General features: G+C 53.2%; 22 protein-coding genes. 10 read left to right on the top strand and 12 right to left on the bottom strand.

Annotated features, from left to right (window positions below; genetic code table 11):
- Positions 1-6: 6 nt before the first annotated feature.
- The 3 genes from VFT64_11490 to VFT64_11500 form a co-directional block, all read right to left on the bottom strand.
- Complete coding sequence (locus VFT64_11490) at positions 7-609, bottom strand: YebB family permuted papain-like enzyme (protein HEU5048451.1); 603 nt, start codon at positions 607-609, stop codon at positions 7-9.
- 8 nt (positions 610-617) lie between these two features.
- Positions 618-995 (bottom strand): copper resistance protein CopC, encoded by a 378-nt coding sequence (locus tag VFT64_11495; protein HEU5048452.1) that lies wholly within the window; start codon positions 993-995, stop codon positions 618-620.
- A gap of 109 nt (positions 996-1,104) precedes the next feature.
- Positions 1,105-1,644: an adenine phosphoribosyltransferase gene (locus VFT64_11500; GenBank protein ID HEU5048453.1), complete on the bottom strand. Its 540-nt coding sequence runs from the start codon at positions 1,642-1,644 to the stop codon at positions 1,105-1,107.
- Between the two features lie 164 nt (positions 1,645-1,808).
- On the opposite strand from VFT64_11500, the gene VFT64_11505 reads away from it, so the two are divergent.
- Positions 1,809-2,354, top strand: a complete 546-nt coding sequence (locus VFT64_11505; GenBank protein ID HEU5048454.1) for an NAD(P)H-dependent oxidoreductase — start codon at positions 1,809-1,811, stop codon at positions 2,352-2,354.
- A 3-nt stretch (positions 2,355-2,357) separates the two neighbouring features.
- The gene (locus tag VFT64_11510; protein ID HEU5048455.1) at positions 2,358-2,780 is read left to right on the top strand and encodes an OsmC family protein; all 423 of its coding nucleotides are present in this window, start codon (positions 2,358-2,360) and stop codon (positions 2,778-2,780) included.
- 113 nt (positions 2,781-2,893) lie between these two features.
- Here VFT64_11510 and VFT64_11515 read toward each other — a convergent pair whose 3' ends face one another.
- Complete coding sequence (locus VFT64_11515; GenBank protein ID HEU5048456.1) at positions 2,894-3,622, bottom strand: TIGR02453 family protein; 729 nt, start codon at positions 3,620-3,622, stop codon at positions 2,894-2,896.
- A gap of 1 nt (position 3,623) precedes the next feature.
- Entirely contained in the window at positions 3,624-4,184 is a 561-nt protein-coding gene (gene greB / locus VFT64_11520; protein HEU5048457.1) for a transcription elongation factor GreB, read from the bottom strand.
- A gap of 163 nt (positions 4,185-4,347) precedes the next feature.
- Here greB and VFT64_11525 point away from each other — a divergent pair, with 163 nt between their 5' ends.
- The 4 genes from VFT64_11525 (at position 4,348) to VFT64_11540 (ending at position 8,149) form a co-directional block, all read left to right on the top strand.
- The gene (locus VFT64_11525) at positions 4,348-5,328 is read left to right on the top strand and encodes a polymorphic toxin type 44 domain-containing protein (protein HEU5048458.1); all 981 of its coding nucleotides are present in this window, start codon (positions 4,348-4,350) and stop codon (positions 5,326-5,328) included.
- Complete coding sequence (locus tag VFT64_11530; protein HEU5048459.1) at positions 5,325-5,849, top strand: hypothetical protein; 525 nt, start codon at positions 5,325-5,327, stop codon at positions 5,847-5,849. Before VFT64_11525 ends, VFT64_11530 begins: the two co-directional genes overlap by 4 nt.
- Before the next feature lie 81 nt (positions 5,850-5,930).
- Positions 5,931-6,959: an L-threonine 3-dehydrogenase gene (gene tdh / locus VFT64_11535; GenBank protein ID HEU5048460.1), complete on the top strand. Its 1,029-nt coding sequence runs from the start codon at positions 5,931-5,933 to the stop codon at positions 6,957-6,959.
- Between the two features lie 2 nt (positions 6,960-6,961).
- A complete protein-coding gene (locus VFT64_11540; protein ID HEU5048461.1) occupies positions 6,962-8,149 on the top strand; it encodes a glycine C-acetyltransferase in 1,188 nt (395 codons plus the stop codon).
- Between the two features lie 3 nt (positions 8,150-8,152).
- On the opposite strand, the gene VFT64_11545 is transcribed toward VFT64_11540, so the two are convergent.
- The 6 genes from VFT64_11545 to VFT64_11570 form a co-directional block, all read right to left on the bottom strand.
- Positions 8,153-9,697, bottom strand: a complete 1,545-nt coding sequence (locus tag VFT64_11545; protein ID HEU5048462.1) for an efflux transporter outer membrane subunit — start codon at positions 9,695-9,697, stop codon at positions 8,153-8,155.
- The gene (locus VFT64_11550) at positions 9,675-10,922 is read right to left on the bottom strand and encodes an efflux RND transporter periplasmic adaptor subunit (GenBank protein HEU5048463.1); all 1,248 of its coding nucleotides are present in this window, start codon (positions 10,920-10,922) and stop codon (positions 9,675-9,677) included. Before VFT64_11550 ends, VFT64_11545 begins: the two co-directional genes overlap by 23 nt.
- The gene (locus tag VFT64_11555) at positions 10,909-14,118 is read right to left on the bottom strand and encodes an efflux RND transporter permease subunit (protein HEU5048464.1); all 3,210 of its coding nucleotides are present in this window, start codon (positions 14,116-14,118) and stop codon (positions 10,909-10,911) included. Before VFT64_11555 ends, VFT64_11550 begins: the two co-directional genes overlap by 14 nt.
- Positions 14,119-14,218: 100 nt before the next feature.
- Positions 14,219-15,625, bottom strand: coding sequence for an ATP-binding protein (locus VFT64_11560; protein ID HEU5048465.1), 1,407 nt, complete (start codon positions 15,623-15,625; stop codon positions 14,219-14,221).
- On the bottom strand, positions 15,622-16,302 hold the full coding sequence (locus VFT64_11565; GenBank protein ID HEU5048466.1) for a response regulator transcription factor: 681 nt from the start codon (positions 16,300-16,302) through the stop codon (positions 15,622-15,624). The genes VFT64_11560 and VFT64_11565 overlap by 4 nt, the downstream gene beginning before the upstream one ends.
- Before the next feature lie 120 nt (positions 16,303-16,422).
- Complete coding sequence (locus tag VFT64_11570; protein HEU5048467.1) at positions 16,423-17,085, bottom strand: class I SAM-dependent methyltransferase; 663 nt, start codon at positions 17,083-17,085, stop codon at positions 16,423-16,425.
- A 107-nt stretch (positions 17,086-17,192) separates the two neighbouring features.
- Between VFT64_11570 and VFT64_11575 the strand changes: the two genes are divergently transcribed.
- Entirely contained in the window at positions 17,193-17,684 is a 492-nt protein-coding gene (locus VFT64_11575; protein ID HEU5048468.1) for a hypothetical protein, read from the top strand.
- Between the two features lies 1 nt (position 17,685).
- Here the strand turns inward: VFT64_11575 and VFT64_11580 are convergent, their stop codons facing one another.
- Entirely contained in the window at positions 17,686-18,585 is a 900-nt protein-coding gene (locus VFT64_11580) for a PHB depolymerase family esterase (GenBank protein HEU5048469.1), read from the bottom strand.
- 257 nt (positions 18,586-18,842) lie between these two features.
- Here VFT64_11580 and VFT64_11585 point away from each other — a divergent pair, with 257 nt between their 5' ends.
- The 3 genes from VFT64_11585 (at position 18,843) to VFT64_11595 (ending at position 21,892) form a co-directional block, all read left to right on the top strand.
- Positions 18,843-20,126 (top strand): hypothetical protein, encoded by a 1,284-nt coding sequence (locus VFT64_11585; GenBank protein HEU5048470.1) that lies wholly within the window; start codon positions 18,843-18,845, stop codon positions 20,124-20,126.
- Positions 20,127-20,252: 126 nt separating this feature from the next.
- Positions 20,253-21,329 carry a hypothetical protein gene (locus tag VFT64_11590; protein ID HEU5048471.1) on the top strand — a complete coding sequence of 359 codons (1,077 nt, stop codon included), beginning with the start codon at positions 20,253-20,255 and terminating at the stop codon, positions 21,327-21,329.
- A gap of 17 nt (positions 21,330-21,346) precedes the next feature.
- Positions 21,347-21,892 (top strand): hypothetical protein, encoded by a 546-nt coding sequence (locus VFT64_11595; GenBank protein HEU5048472.1) that lies wholly within the window; start codon positions 21,347-21,349, stop codon positions 21,890-21,892.

Here is a 21,892-nt window from a genome sequence, read left to right on the forward strand (position 1 = left end):
AATTATCTATACGGGAACGTAACCGTCGAAAACCGTATCCAGCAGCGGGCTTTCCAGAACGCTGGCAGGTGTAATGGTCTTGCGCCCCCAGGGGATCCGTCCGAAATACCATAACTTCCAGAAACGTAATCCAGCCTTCGGGTTCCTGGCAAACAATTCTTCAAATGTCTCCACCTTGCCAAGCTGCACGCCGATCGCTTCCCCCACCACTTCATTGACATAACGCGAGCAGAACTGACGCCTGGAATGTAGGTTAAAGCCGGTATCGTAAAATATACCCAACCGCCGGGAAGCCGCACTGAGCAGCCCATGCCGATGCGTATCCGATAAAGGAGCCCTGAGCCTGCTGACACGCACCCTCCCCTTCGCCGAGCGTTTGATGAACCGTTTTAGCGGGGTCATGGTCGAAAAAGGAAATGTGCTTTCTGCCACTACCGGCTCGCCATTCGCATTCTTAACGACGATGCCCACATGGTTGGTCCAGCTGCCGGTGTCGCGCGCAACTCTGGGAAACGGAAATATCGGAATATGAACGAACACCACATCACCGATCAGTATCTGCCCTTGCAGGCTTTCAATATCCGAATGTATCAGGGCCGCTTCTTCCATAAAAACCCTCACCGTAAATTGAAATAAAAACTTCCGTTCAGCATTTTCGGGTCGTTGCACTGGCAATAAGCCTGCCATTCCACGCGGTAGGTTCCACCGTATCCATCCTTATACGGCGGCATATTGACATACATGCTGCTGCCGCTGAAAAGCGTGTTGCTGGTCTGTATCTCTTTGCCGTAAGGATCGTAAACTTTAATGAAGCTGCCATCCGGCTTCACGGCAACGGAGAAATTAATTGTCACAGCCTGCGGAGGCGTGGTGAGCGATTCGTTGCTGCCCGGAACGGACGAGCCGAACTGCCACATCTGCACATTGGTCGTATTCTGGATCACCAGCTGCAAAGCCTGCGCTTGTGAGGCTGCACCTAATAATGCGGCAAACATTAATACTGAAGCGAACCAACGTGGGTACGCGGAGGAGCGAAGCGACGACCTCGCAGGGGAATCCCGGTGGAACCGGGATGGGGGCAGCGTGCCCCCCATAAAAAACATTTTACTCATAATCAATTAAGGTATGGGCCGACAGGCCATTCCACGAAAAATTATTTAAATATCTCAAGTTAATCAGGCAGAGAAATCCCTGTACGCCATAACCGCATTCTTTAGCGAGTTCAGCGGCTGTGGCAAGCGTTCCTCCCGTGGCGAGTACATCGTCCACAATCAGCATTGTACCGCTTCCCGGCTGCATTTCAAGCGCATCCTCGCCATATTCAAGGCTGTAATTGCGCTTGATGACCTTGCCCGGCAGCTTGCCCTGCTTGCGGATTTTCACAAATCCCTTATGTTTGATTGCAGCAAGCCCGGCGGCAAGAATAAATCCACGCGCCTCGATACCCCCGATAAGATCGATCGAATGCCATTCCTCATCCGTAAGCAACGCAGCCAGCTGTTTAATAGTCTGGGAAAAATAATTACGCAGTAGCGGCGAGATATCGCGAAAGACGGTGGGCGGCTTCGGAAAATCAGGTACATCAACGATATAGTCCCGCAGCGATATCTGCGAAGTCTTATGGCCGTGCGGCGGCTTATGCATAACATCCCCATCCACGCATGGAAGAACCAAGACAAGTTATTTTAATCGGATTTCACCCCCCCAGCAACTGCTATTTAACCGCTGCTACCGCTTGCCATCAAAATAAATAGCATTATCATAACATTCCTTTTAAAAAACTTTTCCACAACCATTGGGAGACTGCCATGAAACTCCTGTGCTTCGCAGGTGCACTGCGCAAAGATTCCTACAACAAGAAGTTCGTCCGCGAGGCCATGCGCTTTGCCCGGGAAGCAGGTGCTGAAACGGAATTTGTCGACTTAAAAGATTACCCTATGCCGCCTTATGACGGCGATATCGAAAGCACCACCGGCATCCCTGAAACAACCTCTGCGCTTGCTAAAAGGATCGCTGCTGCCGATGCGCTGATTATCTCCACGCCGGAATATAACGGCAGCATCCCCGGAATTCTGAAAAATGTAGTAGATTGGCTCTCACGCGAAAAACCCGTTTCGCTTACGAATAAGCCGCTGCTCCTGCTGGCTGCATCGCCCGGAGCACTGGGTGGCGTGCGCAGCCTCTGGCACACGCGCGTGCCGTTCGAGGTGCTGGGCGTGCATGTCTTCCCGAATATGATGGGGCTGCAAAACGCAAGCACGGCATTTGATGAACAGGGCAAACTGAAAGAAGAAAAGCCCACACAGCAGCTCAAAAAACTGGTGGAACAATTCATAACCCATATCAGGAAATAAAATATGGCAGAGCAACAGATCACGGCGCATGTCGAGGAAACAGGCGAAAGCAAATTCGCCGTTAACATTAACGTTTCCGGCCACATGATTAAAGGGGATGAACCGCTGGATGCAAACGGCGGTAATCTTGGCCCCGCACCGTTCGACCTGCTGACCGCCGCACTCGGCGAATGCACGGCGATGACGATACGCTGGTATGCCGCCCGTGAGAACTGGCCGCTGGATAAAGTGGAAGTAAACCTCACTCACCATAAAGAAGCGACCCCAGGCAGCAGGATCAAAGCAGACATTTTTACTAAAGACATCACTCTCTATGGCGATAAGCTGACCGCAGAGCAGAGAACCAAACTCATAGAAATCGCCGCCAAATGTCCCGTACAGCGCACGCTGGAAAATACGCCTGTTATTAAAACGACAGGACGATAGCTTAACCTATAATGCGTGGATACGCGAAGGAGCGAAGCGACGACTCCTTCAGAGGGGATAAGCGTAAGCGAAGGGGGCAACGAACTCGCGCCCCCCTTACACCAACAAATACCCTACTTCTTCTCCGATCTCATATGGTCCTCCGCCGACCAGTTGAATTCGAGGAACTTCCTGCCTTCTTCCACGAAATCCGTCACGGCCTTAATGAGCTTACGACTGCCGACCACGGAAGCGGGTAAATCACGCCGCGTAACCAGCGAACGCATTTTGAGATGATGCGCCACAGGACTATCGGCATAATCGTCAAAGCCGCGCGGCAACCGCGTCAGCATTTCCTCCTGCGACAGCTCCAGCCCCTGCCTTTCCATATCTTTCACAATCCCCAGCCAGCGTTTCTGCGACTTCACAATCGAACCGCGCAACGCCGCCAGCATATCCGGTTCCGGGTGATACGTCCCCATCGCAACGAACGAACCTTCCGGGTCGATATGCACATACACCATGCCCGGCGAAAGCTTGCGATCGTCGCGCATGAGCACCATGCTTGCGTGAGTCTTATATGGTGTTTTGTCTTTTGAGAAACGCACATCGCGGTAAATCCGGAAGATCGAACGTTTTGGATCACCTGTAAGCGGTAACCCCAGCTTTTCCATCTCCCCGGCCAGTTCCCCGACCAGCGCACGCAAAGGCACCATCACCTGTGTATCGTAAATTTCCTTGTTCTCCAGAAACCAGTCACGGCTCTGGTAGAATGCCAGGTTTTTGAAGAATCCAAGCGCCTGTTTGCTGAACCCGCTAAATGCTTCCGCTTCGACTTTCTTGCGTTTTGCCGCCTTCGCCATGTTATTCCTCCCGTATGATATAGCGCACTTCCAGCACATCGATGCTTTCTACCCCGGCAGGCGTGCGCAGTTCCACCGTATCCCCCGCCTGCGATTTCATAAGCGCTTTGGCCACCGGCGTCTGCCAGCTGATCTTGCCTTGCGCCATATCCGCTTCGTCCACACCCACGAGCGTCACCGTATGCTCCGTATCGTCTTCACGCGCGTACGTTACCGTCGCACCGAAAAACACGCGCTCAATTCCCTGCTGCCGCGCAGGGTCGACCACTTCCGCATTGTCCAGACGCTTGGTCAGATAACGGATACGACGGTCGATCTCGCGCAACCGCTTCTTGCCGTAAATATAATCGCCATTCTCCGAGCGGTCACCATTGCCTGCCGCCCACGCGACCACTTCCACCACCTTCGGGCGTTCTTCACGCAAAAGCTTCTTCAGCTCGTCCTGCAGGGTCTTAAAACCCGTAGGCGTCATATAATGCTTCACAGGCGCAACGGATTGCGGTTCCTCCGGCACTTCCGGTTCGTTATCGCCATCCGTCTCTTTTGTAAATGCCTTACTCATTTCTATCCTCACTCAAAACGGGGTATGCATTATATGCATCCGACTTCCACTACGATAGTAAATAGTCAGTTACGCATAGCATTAAAATGCGGGAATACCCCCCTTAACAAAATCCCATTCCTACCCTATTATGGAATTACCGCCCACTTAAAATGGTAGTTCTATGCAGCACAAGAATCTTCCTCTCTTCGACGTAACTCCCGAGGGGCTGACACTGGCTGGCAACCTGATGGCCAAACGGCGACAGGACGGAGCATTTTTCATTCACGCACAGCAACTAACCAAAACACTGGCATCAGCCTATGGCAACGATATCATAACGCCTCATACAATTCGCTATCTCAATCGCGCGGGAGAGCTAATGGCGAAAGTGCAGGATGCTGACTGGGATGCGCAAACACCGCACGATATGCACCATATCCCTGCACTGGCACAGGTAAGAATGTTACTCGCGCTTGCCACCCCAATTCCACTCTATAAATATTCTCCCGAACAACCACGCATCCCTGCAGGCAATCGCAACGGCGGACAGTGGACAAATGAAGGTGACAGCAGTACTGCCGCATCAGATCATAATGGTGAATATCAGGTAGCAGATTCCAACCAAATCATGACCGATACAACGGTGGATAATAGTAACAATAAATCTTTGGTTAAGCCTACATCTGTAAAACTGGATGATGGCACTACTGTTATAGACCCAACAACCGGAAAACCCATCTTGATGCCTGCTGATGTATCATTAAATGATAATGCAAAATGGGGCGAAGAACTTTCAAACTCTTACCTGAGATCAGGCCACATGTTTGCTGCCTTTATGCCCGATGGTTCTATGGATTACCAACGAACATACAGCAATCAATCAGATAAAAATGGGAATCCACTTATCAACAGAAATTATATTGATTTTGGCAATTTCAATTACGGCGTTGTAGGCGCTGCCGCTGGTTATTCGCTGTCTGAGCTTCTGAACGCAGCAGCAACCATAAACTCTCGAAATGTTTTCTCCTCACGCACCAATATTGTAACAAATCCTTTTGATACAAGTCTTGAAAAACCATGGCTTAGCAATCCACGCAATGACAAATTCATTATCATGGGATATAACGCTTATATCAACGGTAAAATCAAAGCTAGCAAATGACAGTAATTTCTACCAAATATATCATTCATGCCACCTGTATTCTTCTTATTGCTCTAGGAATGACGTTCTGTCTAAACCCTTCTGGTTATGCCCTGAATAACGGTGAAGGTGAAGGAATAAGCAACCTTGCAGATCTGTCTATTCCCAACTCGTCATGGGTTATACGTAACCGAGTTATGGGAAACCCAAGCCCCGCTGGAGGAAGTGGTTGGCTCGATATAACCGCTAATAATACGACAACAGGAGAACATGTTTTAATTCTCCGGCTCAGTGATATCCAAACTCCACTACAGGAAAGATACGAAGAACCGAACCGGCTTATCATTCAACTTCCAAATAGAACGGATATTGTTGAACAACACAATTCATTTGCAAATTTCACGGCTGTTTATAAGTTTACTCCAAAAGATAATCCGTCAGACCGCACCGCCTATCAATTTTGGTGGCGACATCCTCGCGAGAAAAAAGCTATCCAGTGGTGCATGCATAATCTGGGAAACAAAGATTTGTGTAACCCATAATTTGTTTAACGAATTACATTTATAATACGCTAGAAATATAGTATCTTTACTAGCAGTAGAATTTACAGGGCAAGTCATTCAATGAAAGCACTGGTAAAATCAAAAGCTCAGGAAGGCCTATGGTTGGCGGATGTGCCCGTGCCTGCCTTCGGCATTAATGATGTACTGGTCAAAGTCCTCAAGACCGGCATTTGCGGCACGGATCTGCATATTTATAACTGGGATGCCTGGGCCCAGAAAACAATCCAGATTCCAACGGTCATCGGCCATGAATTCGTCGGCCGTATCACGGAAATCGGCAGCAATGTAACCGGCTTCAAAGTGGGTGACCTTGTCAGCGCCGAAGGCCATATCGTCTGCGGCCATTGCCGCAACTGCCTTGCCGGAAGGCGGCATCTGTGCGCGCATACGCTCGGCATCGGCGTGAACCGCGACGGTGCATTCGCGGAATATGTTGCAGTTCCTGCCATCAATGTCTGGCCTTGCAGCAGCACGCTCCCCCTCGAATATTTCGCCATCTTTGACCCGTTAGGTAACGCGGCTCATACCGCTCTCTCGTTCGACCTGATAGGCGAAGACGTGCTTATCACAGGCGCTGGCCCTATCGGCATCATGGCGGCGCTCATGGCGCGCCATGCCGGAGCACGTCACATTGTGATCACGGATATTAACCCCTACCGCCTCCAGCTCGCGCAATCTGTCAATGTCACCGCTGCTCTGAACGTGGCGAAGGACGATATACGCGATGTAATGAAAAAACTGCATATGACCGAGGGGTTCGATGTCGGGCTGGAAATGTCCGGCAATCCTCAGGCGCTAAACCTGATGATCGAATCCATGGCGCATGGCGGCAAGATTGCGATGCTGGGTATTCAGCCCAGCAACACTGGCGTGGATTGGGACACGGTTGTCTTCAAAGGCCTCACGATCAAAGGCATCTATGGCCGCCAGATGTTCGAAACCTGGTACAAGCTCACGGCAATGCTGCAAAGCGGAATGGATATCGCGCCCGTCATCACGCATCGTTTCTCCTATCGCGATTTCCAAAAAGGGTTCGACATCATGCGTAAGGGCGAGTCGGGTAAAATCATCCTCGACTGGGAGGAATAATTATGACTGTCGATCTCAACACTTCGCTGCAGGCAGAACTGAAAAAGATGGAACAAGCCGGTACGCTCAAGAGCTACCGCCACATCGCTTCGCCGATGGATACGGAAGTCGATATGGAGGAACGCGGCCATGTGTTGGTGCTCTCCTCCAATAATTATCTCGGACTCGCTAACCATCCGGAAGTGATTGAAGCAGGCAAACAGGCGCTGGACGAATACGGCGCAGGCACAGCATCGGTGCGTTTCATCTGCGGCACATTTTCCATTCATGATAAAATCGAGGCGGCACTTGCCAAACTGCACCATACGGAAGCAGCATTGACCTATGTTTCCTGCTGGACGGCCAACACCGGCCTGATTCCCGCTGTTGCCACCGCGGAAGATGCGCTCATCAGCGATGAGCTGAACCACGCTTCGCTGATTGACGGTTGCCGCATGGCAAAAGCCAAACGCTATGTCTACAAACATTCCGACATGGCTGAGCTGAAAAAGAAGCTCGAAGAAGCCAAGGACGCACGGCGCGTATTCATCGTAACCGACGGTGTGTTCAGCATGGAAGGCGATATTGCGAAACTGCCGGAGATCATCGCCCTCGCCAAACAATATAATGCCTCCATCATACTGGACGACTCACACGGCGTAGGCGTCATGGGCAAACACGGACGCGGCACGGCAGAACATTTCGGCGTGGAAAAAGATATTCATATCGTCACCGGCACGCTTGGCAAGGCACTCGGCGGCGCAGCGGGAGGTTATGTCGCAGGCTCGCGCACATTGATCGATTACCTGCAGCAGGTTTCACGTCCACAGCTTTTCTCCAACGCCTTGCCCGCCACGATTGCCGCAAGCGCTGGCAAAGCAATCGAGATACTGGAGCGCGAGCCACAGCGTGTGGAACGGCTGCACACCATCACACACAATATGCGTGAAGGACTCAAACGCATCGGCTTCAAACCGCTCGAAGGCGAATCGGCCATCGTTCCCATCATTGTCGGCGATACGGCCTTCGCCATCCGCTTAAGCAAAGCGCTGCTCGAAGAGGGCATCTTCATCACCGGATTCGGCTACCCCGTTGTCCCCGAAGGCGCAGCAAGACTCCGCATCCAGATGTGCGCTTCCCTGACGGATGAACAGATCGAACATGCTCTCAACATATTTGAGAAAACCGGGAAGAAGCTCGGGGTGATCTAAAACCTACTTCCCTACATCACCCGAACTCACCGTACGCTTCAGCGCCGCAATTACAGCAGGCAACGGCGTCGGCACATCCGGCAGTTTCTGGTACTGCTCCCATCCGCTGCCAAGCGCCTTGTAGAGATCCACAAACCGCTCCGCCGCTGTCTGCTGTGCGATCACATATTGCTGCTCCAGATCATATTGCTGGCGCTGTGCATCGATCACGTTCAGCGAGTCTGTGAGCCCCCGGTCGAAACGCTGTGCCGCAATGCTAACCGCCTGCTGGCTCGCCTTCAATGCCGTTTCAAGATTCTTCAGCCGCTCCTGCTGCGCCGCGTAATCGCTGGCGGCAATATCCGCCTCGCGCACGGCATTCAGCACGGTCTGCTTATATTGCTGCAGTTGCGCGTGCGCTTGGAAATCCGCAACATGCACGGCAGCATCCAGCGCGCCGAAATCCAAAAGCGGCATACTTGCCGAAGGACCAAACGACCAGATGAAACTATGCTGGCCGGGATGAAGCCCGAGCCCGTATGCCTGTTCGCCTGCCCCGCCTGTGAGCGAAAAATGCGGGAACAGGTCGGCCACCGCCACACCCACATGCGCTGTCGCGGAAGCAAGGCTGCGCTCGGCTTCACGTATGTCCGGACGGTTACGCAATAAGTCCAGCGGCACGCCGGTAGAGAGTTCCGGCGGCAGCGGTGGAATCTGCCCGGGTTTGGAAAGTTCAGTTACCATATTCTCCGGGAATTCGCCGCACAGCACGGCAATCGTATATTGTGTTGCCTTCACCTGGGCCATAAGCGGCGCGCGCCGCGCTTCCAGTCCCGCCTGCTCACGCATGGCGATGTTGAGATCAAGTCCGTTTGTAATACCGCGATCATAACGCTGCTTCACGAAATAGACATAACGTTGCGCTGCCTCGATATTTTTCTCCAGCACCGCCTGCTGCATTTGCAGTCCACGCATATCGGCATAGGTTCGCACAATATCGGCCACAATGGTAATCAGCACATTATTGCGCGCTGCTTCTGCCGCCTCTTCGTCATATCCCGCCGCTTCAAATTCGCGGCGATATTTTCCGAACAGATCCAGTTCCCATCCTGCATCGAAACCGTAAATCTCATTAACATGCGAAAAGCCATCAAGATTCTGACCGGATATCAATGCCTGCGACACCCTACCGCGCGCAAGATCGCTACCGGTGCCACCTGCCCCGCCCGCGCTTGCGCCCGCCAACGGCAATGCATGTCCCAGCACCACAGCTTCCTGCTCGCGCGCCTGCTGCACGTGATCCAGCGCAATACCAAGCTCAGGATTCGCTTTAATCGCCTTATCGATCAAAGCGTTTAACGTTTCATCATTCAGCGTCTTCCACCACTGCGCAACCATAACAACGTTGCCTTTTTTAGCCTTCCCGCCTGCCACACCGACAAACGCGTCGGGCATCTGCATCTGCGGCGGATGATAATCAGGCCCGACGGCACAACCGGTTAGAAGTAGGCCGGACGTGGCACATAACAACCCGAAGCGTAAGAGTTTATTCTTTTGCTTTGTCCGCATCCTGCACACCTTCGTGATATTCGCTGACCTTCACCGCCTCACCTTCCATAACTTGATTGCTGATATTGAGCGCCACCTGATCGCCGGGCGCAATGCCTGAGGCGATTTCCAGCGTGCTGCCGTTATCGCGCGCAATCGCAACGGAACGAAATGCTACTTTTCCGTCCTTACCTATCACAGCCACCTCAGGACCATGCGCACGGAAAACGAGCGCAGAAGCAGGCACTTCCACCATGCCCTGCTGCGGCACATCGAACGCAACATCCACATACATGCCCGGCACCAGCGCCTGCTTAGGATTCGGAAGATCCACCTCCACCTTGAGCGTGCGCGCCTGCGGATCGATGGCCTCTGCCGTACGCGCCACCTTGCCGTCAAACACCTGCCCCTGCAGGCTGCCGGCCGTGATATGGGCGGCAACACCGTTCTTAATATCCTGCGCAGCGCTTTGCGGCACATCCACGAATACACGCATCGGATCGTTCTGCGCAATCTCGTAAAGCGGTGTTGTGCTGTCCGTGCTGCCTGCCGTTACCAGATTGCCAATATCGATATTGCGCTTAATGATCTTGCCGTCATAAGGCGCTTTCACTTCCTTGAATTTCGCCAGTGCCATATAACGGTCGACATCCGCTTTCGCCTGATTAAGCTGCGCAAGTGCACTGGTATAGGCCGCTTTCTTTGCTTCGCGTTCCTGCTCCGACACCACTCCTTTGGGAGAGTTGCGCCAGCGGTCATAGGTCGTCTTTGCAAACTCCACTGCTGCCTGGCGCGAGGAGATAAGCGCCTGCGCGGAAACCAGCTGCGCATCCAGCTCCGGCGTCTCAATTGTGGCAAGCACCTGCCCCTTCTTCACCTGATCGCCGATATCTGCATTCCAGGATGCCACATACCCGTTCACACGCGCATAGATCGTGCTTTCATACCAGGCCGCCGTCTCCCCCGGCAATGTGAAAGCAAGCGTGGACGGCGCTTTAGCCACAGTGATCGCTTCCACGAGCGGCGGTGCGGAAGCCTCCGCCTCAGCCATCTTTTCCAAGCGATGCTCGTCAATCATCTTGATGACATGCGTCACCGCGAATCCGGCCACCAGCGCAATCACAAAATACTTGGCATATTTATGTATCTGCCGCTCGGTATAAGCACGCGAAGGAAACGGGCTCACATTGCCATGAGCGGGTGCATCCGTGTAATTCTCCTGCATATCCGTGTTAGGCTGTTGCATGGGAATTTCTCCTGTGAGGGGTTATGGCTTCACTGCCTCTAGGCTTGTGCGGCAGTAGCCGGTACATGACCGGCACAAATACGAGGGTTGCAAATGTGGCAAATATCAGCCCGCCGATGACCGCACGCGCAAGCGGCGCATTCTGCTCACCGCCTTCACCGATGCCAAGCGCCATCGGGATCATGCCAAGCACCATCGCGCCTGCCGTCATAAGCACCGGACGCAGACGCGTGAACCCTGCGATCTCCGCGGCAACCCACGGACTATTACCCGCTTCCAGACGCTGGTTCGCGAACGTCACGACGAGAATACTGTTGGCCGTCGTAAGACCGATACACATGATCGTGCCCATCAAAGCCGGAACGCTTAAATGCGTCTGCGTGAGATAGAGCATCCACATCACGCCGCCGAGCGCGAACGGCACCGCCATCAGCACGATCAGCGGATCGGTCCAGCTCTGGAAATTAATGACAAGGAACAGATAAATCAGCACCACCGCAAACGCCATGCCGGAGAACAGACCGCTATAACTCTCGCGCATCGTCTCCACCTGCCCGCCGAGCGTGATCGTAAGCCCCGAAGCAGCATCCGGTTTATCCTTCGCAATCACTTTGTCGATATCTGCAGCTACAGAGTTAAGATCGCGTCCCTGCACATCTGCATTCACGTCAAACACGGGGCGTATATTATATTGCGACATGACCAGCGGAACCGCGCCGCGGCTGAACTTCGCCACATTCATAAGCAGCTGTTGCTTGGCACCGTGCTCACCCGACGCTACAGGCATCGCCCAAAGATCATCCGTAGAGTCGATATGGTAAGCAGGCATCTGCACGACCAGCGGATAGCTGACATTGTTATGCGGGTCGATCCAGAAATTCGGCATGCTTTGCGCGCTGGAATTCGTGGTCACCAGCACATTGCTCGCGAGCGTCTTCTGGCTGAGTCCGAACTGCATGGCAAGCGTGCGATTGACATCCACCGTGAGCGATGGCGCGTCAGGCACCTGGAATACATGCGAATCCACCACCCCTGCTACCGCCTTCAAATCATGCGCCAATTTGGATGCCAGTGCATAGGCTGCCTCACCATTATGGCCCGAGATACGGATATCGATCGGCGCTGGTTGGCCGAAATTCAGCACCTGGTCCACAATATCCGCAGGCTGGAAGAAAAACTGCACACTGGGGAAATGCTGCGGCAGCTCGCGACGCAGCTTCGCCATGAGACCCGCGGTGGGAGCATGATCTTTCTTCAGTGAAATGAGGATCTCACCATCCATCGGCCCGACCGTGGCCGAATCGCTAAGCGCAGTGTTGATGCCGCTGTAAGGCAGCCCGATATTATCGAGAATGACATCAATCTCGCGGTTGCCTACCGCATGACGTATATAAGCCTCTACTTGCGCGAAGTAGACTTGAGTTTGCTCCAGACGTGTTCCCGGCTGTGTGCGCACATGCAGGCGCATCTGCCCCGCATCTACCTGCGGAAAAAAGTCTCTCCCAAGTGCCGGAAACAGCAACAGGGACACCAGCATCAGTGCACCGAAGAACAGTCCAACCTGCTTCGGCTGCGACAATGCCCAGCCAAGGCAATGGCGATATGTCTCGCGGAATGTATCGAAACCGCCTTCAAATTTGCGGTGAATCGTATTGAAGATATTTCCCTCATGCGTCACCGGAGAAGAAAGCCATTCCGTATTTTTCTTGGCCACAGGCGCAGAGCGCATGAGATAGCGGAACAGTACCGGTACAAGCGTGAACGAAAGCAACAGGCTCGCCACAAGCGAGACGCAAACTGAAAGCGAAAGCGGAGAGAACAGGTATTTCGCCGCGCCGTTCAGTAGGAAAATCGGAATGAACACAATGCAGATACAGAAAGTCGAAAGCATCGTCGGCACGCCGACCTCGCCCGCACCACCGATAATCGCATCTTCAAGCGCAGCGCCTTCATGCAGGTGGCGCTCGATATTCTCGATCACAACCGTGCCGTTATCCACGAGAATGCCCACTGCCAGCGCGAACCCGCCAAGCGTCATCGTGTTAAGCGTCTGTTTATCGCAGTACATCACCAGCACCGCTGCAATGATGGAAAGCGGAATAGACGCGAGAATAATCAATGTCAGGCGCCAGTTGCCCAGGAACAGCAGGATCATCAGCGCGGTCAGTCCTGCAGCCATCATACCGCCCATGACCACGCTGTTAAGTGCCGCTTTTACAAAGACGGACTGATCGAAAATTGCCTTGATCGAAACGCCCTGCGGCATCATATGCATGATTTCCGGCAGCGCATTACGCACGCCGTCAATCACAGCCAGCGTCGAAACACCACCGGTTTTGCGTATCACCATCAGCGCGCCCGGCTTGCCGTTGACAGAAACGGAGTTGGTCTGCACCTGGAACCCGTCATGTACATGCGCCACATCACGCATGAAGACGGTCTTGCCGTTCACCACTTTGATCGGAAAAGCGTTGATATCAGTAAGCACATCGGGGCTGTTATTCATCGCCAGTGTATAATCTTTCTGGCCGATCTTTACGTCACCTGCAGGAAGAATGACATTCTGCCGCTGCAGCGCATTGCTGACATCAGCCGGGGAAAGCCCGCGCGCCTGTAGTGCTTCCTTATTCAGGTCTGCCATAATGACGCGCGGCTTGCCGCCGTAAGGATACGGCACTTCCGCCCCGTGCACGACCGCCAGATCAGGACGAATGATATTCTGCCCCAGATCGTTGAGCTTCGTATCCGGCAGCGCATCACTGGAAAGGCTGAGCTGGATGATCGGCACGTCCGTAGCGCCGTAGCGCAGCACCAGCGGCGGAGTGATACCGCGCGGCATATATTTGAGCACCACAAGCGCACTGCTTGCCAATTGCGAGATGGCGCGCGTTACATCCGCACCTTCATGCAGATAGACTTTTTCTACGCCGACCCCGTTGTAGCTTGTCGCCTCGATATGAGAGATATTGTCCACGAGCGAAGCCATCTGGCGCTCATGCAGCGTGAGAATCCGGTTCTGGATATCCTTGGCATCCATGCCGCTATACGTCCATACGACACTGACCACGGGAATGTCGATTTCCGGAAAGATATCCACCGGCATGCGCAAACCTGCACCGATTCCGAGAATAGTCACCAGTATCAGCACCGCCATGACCGTATAGGGATGTTTGAGCATATAACGCACGAAAGACATCCTGCCGCACCTCCCAAGGATTATTGTTTCCAGCCATCCTAGCGATGCAACATGAGAATATTATGAGGGTTAAATTAAAATTCGCTCATAAAAGAGTTTTTCAGGCGGTTTCAGCCGCAGCCAGCGGTAATTCCACGCGGCAGGCACTGCCTTTGCCTTCCGTGCTCATCATTTCAACGGTTCCACCATGCGCCTGGCAGATTGCACGCACGATGGAGAGACCGAGCCCTGCCCCGCCCATCTGGCGCGAGCGCACTTTATCGGCCCGGTAAAACCGCTCGAAGATATGCGGTAACTCCGCCGCCGGAATACCGATCCCATTATCGATAATCTCAAGAATGGCTTTTCCTTGCTGCGCATAGGCATGAATCATGACGCTGCCGTCTTCCTGCGTATATTTGATCGCATTGTCCAGCAGGTTCACCACCACCTGTTTGATCTTAGCCCGATCGCCATAAAGCTCCGCCGGCCCTTCAACCTTCACCGTCAGACGGATACGTTTTTCCTCCGCAAGCAGCGCCATCTGCTCGACCGTCCCCTTCACCAGCGCCGCAAGATCAAACCGTTCATGTGCGATTTTCGCTTCCCCGGCATCCAGACGCGAAATAGCCAGCAGGTTTTCCGCAATGCGTGAAAGCCGCTCCACCTCTTCCAGTACGCTGCCAATACGCTCACACTGTGTTCCTGAAAGCGCTTCATCCTGAGCGATGGACTCAAGTTCGCCGCGCATAATAGCCAGTGGCGTACGCAATTCATGTGAAGCGTCTGCCGAAAAGCGACTTGCCTGTTGGTAAGCGTCATCCAGGCGTCCAAGCATCTGGTTTAGCGTGACGGCCAGATGCTCCAGCTCATCCCCCGTTTCAGCTACGGGCAGTCGATTGCTTAAATTACCGAATGTGATCTTTTCCGCTTTCGCGCGCATATTTTCTACGGGCCTGAGTGTGCGGCGCACAAGCACATAGCCGCCAACAGAAACGATGAGAATTACAGCAGGAAGTCCCAACAGCAATATGGCGAGCAGCCCATCCAGCGTAGCTTTTACGTCATTGGTCGCAAACCCCATCTCCACAACCAAATGCCGCCTTTGCACTTCTGACGGCACTGCCACCACCAGCATGTCACTGCCATCCGCAATAGGTACCATACGCCGCGGCGGCGTATATGCCCCGGACTGTGGAATCATCTGGGGATTAAAACCGCCATCCTTCGGCACACCGCTGCGATAAACAACGTTGCCTCCGCCCTCTGATATACGGATGAAACGATTATTGGCTTCCGGGGAATATACATCCTCGATCTGCTTTGCCAGCATCGCAGGTGCATTAGCATTCAGAGGCAGAATATCATAAGCGATCTGATGAGCACGACGGGCAAGTGTGTGCTCCATCTGCGCATAAAGCCGCACCTCCAGCCCCCGGTAAAGATACCCGGCAAACACAAGGGCCAGCAATACTACGAGGCCGCTATACCACAGAATAAGCCGAAAATAGATGGAACGTATATTCACGCCCCCTCCTCGTCCGTCACCATGTAACCGACGCCCCTTATCGTTTTAATAAGTTTGGTTACAAACGGTTCGTCAATCTTGTTACGCAGCTGCTTGACATACACATCCACAATATTCGTCAATCCCTCGAAGCTTTGGTCCCATACATGCTCGATAATCATCGTGCGTGAAAGCACCTGACCGCTATTGGCTGCCAGATATTCAAGCAGCCCGTATTCTTTGGCGCTGAGTTCTATACGCTTGCCCCCGCGCCGCACCTGCCGCGCAAGCCGGTCAATTTCAAGGTCTGCGATCTTAATGATATCCATACGCTGCGCCGGTGCACGCCGCAAAAGCGCACGGATGCGCATGAGCAGCTCTGCGAACGCAAACGGCTTGGTGAGATAGTCATCCGCACCGGCATCGAAATGTTTCACCTTATCGGAGACCGAACCCATCGCCGTCAGCATCAGGATAGGAACCTGCCGGTCATGCTGACGGATACGCGCAAGCACCTCGCTGCCGCTGAGACCCGGCAGCATGATATCGAGAATAATCACATCGTAGTTATAAGAGGTCGCAAATTCCAGCCCTTGCTTACCATCGGACGCAATATCCACTGCGAAGCCTTCGGCCTTCAGCCCTCTGGCCACAATACCGGACATCTTCTCTTCATCTTCCACTATCAGCGCACGCATACGGTATTCCTTCTTTCCGTCAGGATAGCGCTTTTCCATGAAGCCGTCATGAAAATCAGATTAAAATTCCCTCATAAACGGTTTCAAAAGTCGCTAGGCCGGGCAAGGCATAGTAGACTTTTACCCACGTTTGCGGGCAAGCATAATCCCGTCGGCCACCGTAAGCAGGCAGGCATCCACACGCGCATCGTTACGTATTTTCAGATTAAGAGCCCGCAGCGCACGCGTGGACGCTTCATTATCCTCCGACATGGCAACCGCACCGCCCCACAAAGCATTGTCGATTGCAATGATCCCGCCGGGCCGCACAAGCTGCAGGCAGGTTTCGTAGTATGCATTATACCCCTGTTTATCGGCATCGATAAATGCGAGGTCAAACACATCTGCTATGCCTTCTTCCAGCATTGCATCGAGCGTCTCCTGCGCGCGGCCTAGTCGCAGATCAATCTTATCTTCTACACCGGCCTCACGCCAGTAACGCCTGCCGATATTCGTCCATTCTTCGTTTGTGTCGCATGCCACCAGCAGACCGTCTTCCGGTAACGCCATCGCCATGGCCAGTGCACTATAGCCGGTGAAAGTGCCGATCTCAAGCACACGCCGGGCACCGGTCATCGCCACCAGCATAGCAAGAAACGCACCTTCGTCTGGTGTTACTTGCATCACATGATAAGGCATTGTCTGCGTTTCCTCACGCAGGCGCCGCTGCATGTCCGTCTCACGCGTAATGGTAGAGGTGACATAATATTCGACATGGTCGGGAAGAAAAGGATTCGTGCCCATAAAACGGTAGCCGTTGCTGATGTTTATTTGTATATAGGGGTTATAATAGTCAGTGAAAGTTTTACCAGTCCGAATCGCCGCACGCAACATATACGGGAGATCTGCCTATGAAAATACGTTATACAGCTATCGCTATGCTCACCCTGTTGACCAGCGCCTGCACCATCGAGCCGGATAAACAGGGACTCCGCTCGGAGTTTCATCCGCCGTTCACCTATCATAACTGGCAGCAGAAGCAATATACGCTCCCCAGCGGTCATGAAGTATGCGCCGTCACTTCCGGCTATAGCGGGCTGACCGTTTATCTCGTCAAGCGTGATGGCACAATCGATACCGCCGTCAGCGGCAACGTTACTTTACGCCCTGGCGCAGCAATGACGGTGACAGTCGACGGCGACAGATATTCATCTTATGACGAATTCTTCCCGCCTGAAACAGCGAAACAGATCGTTGCCTCGCTGGAAAAAGGCACGAAAGCTTACATTGAATGGGAAACCTACAGCCGCACGAATGGCGGCGCAAACCTGCGTGGACAGAATGTCATAAAACTGGGTGGATTTACCCAGCAGTTGCAGCAATGCCGTGACGCACTGAAGTAAGTTATTGACCGCTAAAGAACTGCCACAATACATCAGTTGCATCTAATGCATCGCTTGGCTGGTCCAGCGGTAACAACATGCCGGCAAGCGTATTGTAATGTTTGCTGCCAGGCCATTGGTGTCCTGCTCCATTAACGGTAAAAAGCGCCACCTTGCGTCCTTGCGGACATAGAGAAACTGCCGCCTGCACACCCCCGTCTTGCTGCAGGGAAGCTGTTGCGCACTGGTCCGCATTACGAAATATATTGATCGTCTGTTGAACGGGCAGCCAGTCCACCTTGGAAACTCCTTTAGACCCGACACCTCCAGCAAGCGGAATATTCTGATCATCCGGACCGTGGATCTCCATGACGGAAACAGCACGAGGATGCGCGCATCCCGTAGATAAACTGCCTGCCACGGAACCCACTGCCGCTATCGGATAGCTTCCCTCACATGCATAACGATAGGCAAGCGCTGCGCCATTAGAAATGCCAGTGAGATAAATACGCCTGCGATCGATATTTTCAGTACGCGATACGCGCTCGATCACCTCCGTCACAAATTGCAGATCGTTGATATTCTCTTTCATCGCCTTGCCGCAGCAGATGCCGCCTGCGTTCCAGCTCCGCTGATACCCGTTCGGATAAACGACGACAAATCCGTGCGCATCCGCCTCCTTATCCCAGCCGTAAAATTTCTCCGCCTGCTCTGCCGTACCAAACCCTCCATGCAGCACCACCACAAGTGGTACAGGCGATTGCGTGCTCAAATGCGAGGGACGGTACAAGAGGAAATGACGTTCTTTGCCGTCAATGGAAATCTTGTTCTCTTTGCTACTGGAAGTAGCGGCACATCCTGAAAACACTGCCATCATCGACAATCCCAGCGCGATAAACCGAATTTTAGTTTTGTATTTCATAACATTATACCTTTATTCACGCTCACAATTGTTCACTATAAGACAATTGGTACATCAAAGACATTTTTTATACCGCATTCTGCCCACTACTGGCATTATATACACAAATAGCATTCTAATACAATATGTTGATAATTATTTCATTCCTGTACGAACTGTATCAATTTTACTGGACACGTCACATCTTTTGGTTTACTGATCCCAACTCGGCACAAGTTTGCCGTGTATAAAACAACCAACAATTTAGGGCTACCAATATGAAACTGCACAACCTTCTGGCGACCAGCGCTATCGCGTTGTCCCTCGTTGCTAGCACCGCATTTGCGGACAGCAACGCCGTTTACATCGAACAGGATGGCTCCGCCCAATCCGCTACCGTCAGCCAGACCGGCACCGGGAACACCGTAGGCACCGATGCAAGCCATCAGTTCCTGCAGCAGGGTTCCGGCAACACGCTCAATGCCACCCAGTACGGCACGGGTAACAGTGTAACTGCTTCTGGAAATGGAAACAACATCGGAGGTGATCCGATCGGCGTTCAGAGCGGCAGCAACAACACTGCCACCATCAAACAAGGTACGGCAGCAAGCCCGGATACCGGCGACGTAGCCAATATCTCGCAGGCTGGTACGGGTGGAAAAATCAACATTACCCAGACCACCAGCTCCATCGCAGCCAATAACACCGCTTATGTAGACCAGACCGGTGCTTCCTCGAACGAAACCGCCAACATCACCCAGAGCAACCGCGATGCCGATGACACAGATTTCGGCCAGAGCGTAGCCAAAATAACCCAGGGCGGCTCCGGTGAAACGGCATCCATTAACCAGCAGAGCGATGAAAGCTATGCGGACGTTAAGCAGGATGGCACGGGCAACCAGGCGAGCGTAAGCCAGGGCACGACCACGGGTGACTCTGAATATGCATACATCACGCAGCATGGTACAGCTGGCATCGCCAACACTGTTCAGACCGGTGAAAGCGATACAGCATCCATCACACAGGATGCTACCACTACCGGCGACAAGGCCAATATCAACCAGAGCGGCGCGGGCGATACCGCATCGATCAGCCAGAGCGGCAGCGATCCGGAAGATGGTGAAGGCGGCGCAAGCACCGCTTACATCAGCCAGAGCGGTCTCCTCGATCAGGCTAGCATCACCCAGACTTCGGAAGCAACTGCCAGCGTAACCCAGAGCGGCTACTATGACCAGGCAACCGTTGTAAACGGTGACGAAGACCAGGCCTTTGTTCACCAGTCCGGTGATCTCGATGTAGCTTCTGTAACCCAGAGCACGGGCGAAGGCTCGCTGGCTACGGTCAACCAGAAAGGCAACAACGACCATGCAACGATCAGCCAGACCGGCGGCTTCGACGAAGCGCATGTCTATCAGGATGACGGTGCAACCGGTGGTTCGTCTGCTATGATCGCCCAGAGTGGCTTTGCCAACTACGCAAGCATCGGCCAGTTCGCGCCGGGCAACGTAGCCAGCATCAGCCAGCCGGGCACTGGTGGCCACATCACCATCACCCAGCACTAAAAGTTGAAACTGCGGTTAAGCGCTGTGTTCGCATAGCGCCTCTGGGGCAAAACGACGATATGGTTTTGCCCCAGCCGCAGAGGCGCACTACTACCCCACTACATACCGGCTATAAGGATCTGACGCATGCAATACCACCGTCTTCTGGCAACCACAGCATTGGCACTGGCACTTCTGGCATCGGAAGCATCTGCCGGCAGCAACAGCTTCTTCATCACACAGACAGGCAGTGCAGACTCTGCGAGCGCATCCCAGACCGGCACAAGCAATACACTCGGCACCTCACCTGCTCCTTTCCAGCAGAACGGTGATGCAGATACGCTCGAAGCAAATCAATATGGTAATTTCAATATTATCCAGACTTCCGGCACAACCGGCTTACAATCCGGTATACAGGATACCGCCACCATCACACAGGGAAGTGCAGCCGATCCAAGCAGTTACGCACAGGCAACACTCACTCAGAAAGGTGATTACGAAAGCGCGGGCATTACCCAAAACGGCACTGCTTCTGCGATCTCCTACAATGCAGCTTCCATTACGCAGACCTATTCCACGGATTACGACACTGCCACTATTTCGCAGGACGGCAATGACGGCGCAGGCATTAACTCTGCCAGCATCCTGCAACATAACAATACACAGACCGATGCAGAAATCACTCAGGCAGGCGGCGGCAGCGATACAGCGTCGATCGATCAGTCCGGTGATTATACCCACGCAAGCATTACGCAATCCGGTGACGCCAACACTGCCAGCACCACACAGCAGGGCAATCGCGACAGCGCCGATACGACCCAGTCCGGCAACCAGAACACGGCAACAATCCTGGAGCTGAATGATGACGAATCCGCGTCCATTCTGCAAAGCGGCTCGCAAGGAATCGCCAGCATCGTGCAGTCGGGTAACTTCGACAGTGCATCGATTACCCAGTCGGGCATTGCCAATAATGCGATGCTGCTGCAAAGCGGTAATCACGACTTAGCGAGCATAATACAATCCGGCAGCAATAATTTTGCAAGCCTTATGCAATCGGGTAACTTTAACGAAGGAAGCATAAGCCAGTCCGGAACAAATGACAGTGCGACGCTGACACAAAACGGTGACCATAACACGGCCAGCATCACACAGACGGGTGCTTCCAATGCAATTAATGTTGCACAGAACGGATCTAATGGCCATGTGACAGTCATTCAGCACTAACGGCAAGGAATAGAGAAATGGAAAATAGGGGCAAGTTTTCCCTGGTAGCTATAGGGCTGGCGGCGTTTGCCGTTCCCGGCATTGCCTCTGCCGAAACGGTGGATATTCCGCAGGTACCGGCGGATTCCACACAAGTCAATAATGCTGAGTCCGGCATTCACGCCGAGAACCGCTCCCGCAGTGACTACCAGAGCCAGATTCTGAATAATCCGGAACTGAACGACCGCGCACGCGCCGAGTCGATCATTCGCTCAGACGAAGAAGAGTCTCAGGGTAATACTGCAACCATTACTCAGAGCAAAAAAGGCGGTGGCAATACCGCAACGATTATTCAAAACGGCAAGTCCAACCGCTCTTCCATTATGCAGGAAGGCAGCAACAATCATGCCTATCAGCGCCAGCACGGCAAGCATAACGATTTACGCGTGGAGCAATATGGCGAACACAATACTTCTCACGAAGAGCAGGAAGGCGATTATAACCACAAAGTCAAAATCCAGAACGGCCACAGGGAAGAAGAAACGGATATTGAACAGGCGGCACCGGCCAGTTCCGATCAATAA

The organism is Rickettsiales bacterium (assembly GCA_035765535.1).
GTDB lineage: Bacteria > Pseudomonadota > Alphaproteobacteria > Rickettsiales > JABCZZ01 > JABCZZ01.